This window comes from Acinetobacter sp. HA (assembly GCF_000264725.1).
Lineage (GTDB): Bacteria > Pseudomonadota > Gammaproteobacteria > Pseudomonadales > Moraxellaceae > Acinetobacter > Acinetobacter schindleri.
This window is the reverse complement of the sequence record NZ_AJXD01000056.1, coordinates 1-2189: the sequence shown is the minus strand read 5'-3', so window position 1 is coordinate 2189 and position 2189 is coordinate 1. Positions and strand designations below refer to the sequence as shown.

At 40.5% G+C, this 2189-nt stretch carries 4 protein-coding genes; 2 read left to right on the top strand and 2 right to left on the bottom strand.

The genetic code is table 11. The features are described 5' to 3' along the window. Positions 1 to 16 precede the first annotated feature (16 nt). Complete coding sequence (locus HADU_RS10510; RefSeq protein WP_004891465.1) at positions 17 to 223, bottom strand: hypothetical protein; 207 nt, start codon at positions 221 to 223, stop codon at positions 17 to 19. Between the two features lie 181 nt (positions 224 to 404). Here HADU_RS10510 and HADU_RS10505 point away from each other — a divergent pair, with 181 nt between their 5' ends. Next, positions 405 to 899, top strand: coding sequence for a phosphate-starvation-inducible protein PsiE (locus tag HADU_RS10505; RefSeq protein ID WP_004891463.1), 495 nt, complete (start codon positions 405 to 407; stop codon positions 897 to 899). 215 nt (positions 900 to 1114) lie between these two features. On the opposite strand, the gene HADU_RS10500 is transcribed toward HADU_RS10505, so the two are convergent. Further along, positions 1115 to 1537, bottom strand: a complete 423-nt coding sequence (locus HADU_RS10500) for an RcnB family protein (RefSeq protein ID WP_008306040.1) — start codon at positions 1535 to 1537, stop codon at positions 1115 to 1117. Between the two features lie 181 nt (positions 1538 to 1718). On the opposite strand from HADU_RS10500, the gene HADU_RS10495 reads away from it, so the two are divergent. After that, positions 1719 to 2171: a hypothetical protein gene (locus HADU_RS10495; RefSeq protein WP_008306039.1), complete on the top strand. Its 453-nt coding sequence runs from the start codon at positions 1719 to 1721 to the stop codon at positions 2169 to 2171. Positions 2172 to 2189 lie beyond the last annotated feature (18 nt).

Here is a 2189-nt window from a genome sequence, read left to right as displayed (position 1 = left end):
TTTTTTTATTATGCTTTTAAACTTTTTCGATCAGAATCGTATCTGGCTGATTGGCCACCTTAGGATTCAGATGCTTGTTCACAATTCGGATTTCCCCTTCAGACTGCAAAGATTCACACAACTCTAATACTTTCTGCATGTCATCACTTTTAATCCCTGTACCCAGAATTAATTTTTTGCCTGTTTCTAATTGATTAATCTTATTTTGGATTTTTTCTAACATCTTTTTTCTCCCTCATTATTCGATGTATAACTTCTACAATATAGCAATTTGGTATGAAAAAAGTACACTTTTTCATCTTTTTACATTTTTATTTTCCATATTTTCATTTTCTTTGCATGAAATTTGCAGAAAATTTCCTAAGATTTATAAATTATTTATTTTTAATCAGGAGGACATAGTGATGAAACCTAATTCCAAAGCCAAGAAAATAGAAGCCCTCCTCGACCGCGGCGGTAATCTTGCCGTAGAAAGTTTTCATTATCTCGCCCTGTTCATTATTGGCTGTATGGTGATCTGGTCTGCCGGTCATACCGTCATCGACATTTTGACAGTCAAAAAATTTGCCAGTATTGATGATATTCTGCTGTTATTTATTTATCTGGAATTAGGCGCGATGGTGGGTATTTATTTTAAAACCAATCATATGCCAGTTCGATTCCTGATCTACATTGCGATTACTGCGCTGACACGTCTCTTGATTTCTGATATTCAACACACACATAAAGCCAGTATGGATCAAGTGATTATTACGGGTTCTATCCTCATTTTGGCTTTCGCCATTTTAATTGTGCGTTATGCATCCTGGAACTATCCATCAATTATCCGAGACAAACATACTGAAAAACCAGTTCCTCAAGGCAAGACCCCTCGCCCTGAAGATGATGAGTTGGCATAAAATGTTTTATTCATAACTGTATTGAAGAATCCTCTCTGCCTTTGGGAGAGAGTTAGAGAGAGGGACTTAATGTATACATGTCAATCTCTTTTAGAATTTGAGAAACATATTATTCCAGATCACCTCTCCCTAGCCCTCTCCTCACCGGTGAGGAAATTATTTTGTTTTTTTGAGGTATTGACGCATAACCTCAGTATCTCTTCATTCAGGGCGGTTTAACGATTATTCACCAACACATAACGTCCATTTTCATAGATCCAGTGCATTCCAGTAGGCGGATCAGGCAGACCCAAACGGCGCCAGTCATTGATCAGTACATAACGTGAGCTTTCAATATGTGCCACGTTCGGATCGCCATTTACCCAGCTATAGCTGGTCGAGTTTTGATAAACAGTGGTCGGTGCCTGATAACGAATACTCACCCCATTTTGAATCGGTGGGTGGCTCCACTGATTCGGATAATGATGGGCAGGCGGTCGCGGACGCTGCGGATAATGCTGCTGTGGTGGTCGTGGGTGCTGCGGGCGTTTATAAGTCTCTTTGCTGGTATAGCCGACCCAGTTATTTCCTGCTACAGCTGGGACAGAAGCTCCAAATAATAGTGCAGCTAGACAGGCGCTGGACAAGATGATTTTCATAGGAACTTCCTTTGATAGGTTTGCCTATATTTTATACAGAATTTACGGAGGAAATATGAATTTATGCAGTTATACCACAAGGTTTTACAGCCGATAGTGAAAAGACATTTGTGCTGCGGCTCAGGTGCTGCGTGCATGCTTTGTGCTAAACTTTGATTTTCCGAATTTTGAGTCCAACATCGTGTCCGATTTAAGTTTTGATCGTTTATATGAATATTTCTGTAAAGTCCCAAGTGTTCAAAAAAACCTGATTGATAGCTATGGATCTGATGGCAAGCAGGCATGGTGGTTCAAGTTTCGTATTGATGTAGACCATCCGCTGGCTTGGCAAACTGTACAGGAACTCGGTCATGTTCTGAATTATATTTCCAAGAATGAACGCCTGCCGACGCAGTTTTTACCGGTATCCCCTCCTCCGTATATGAATGGTGAAGCGAAGGATTTCCTGTGCTGGGTGATTCAATGCAATCATGCAGATTTCCCGCCGGATGTGGTATGTGACTGGTTAGAAGCACGCCTGCCGAATCCGGTGGATGATGAATCTCAATGGAAAATCAAAACTGATATTGCTGAGCTCGACCAGATGTCCGATAAAGATTTGGATAAACTGGTTCCACCAAATCCTGCACCCTAAAGCTTTTTAAATAAAAAA

Excerpts from the sequence above, each read along its gene's own strand:
- HADU_RS10510 (WP_004891465.1), bottom strand. The coding sequence starts at position 223 with ATGTTAGAAAAAATCCAAAATAAGATTAATCAATTAGAAACAGGCAAA.
- HADU_RS10505 (WP_004891463.1), top strand. The coding sequence starts at position 405 with ATGAAACCTAATTCCAAAGCCAAGAAAATAGAAGCCCTCCTCGACCGC.
- HADU_RS10500 (WP_008306040.1), bottom strand. The coding sequence starts at position 1,537 with ATGAAAATCATCTTGTCCAGCGCCTGTCTAGCTGCACTATTATTTGGA.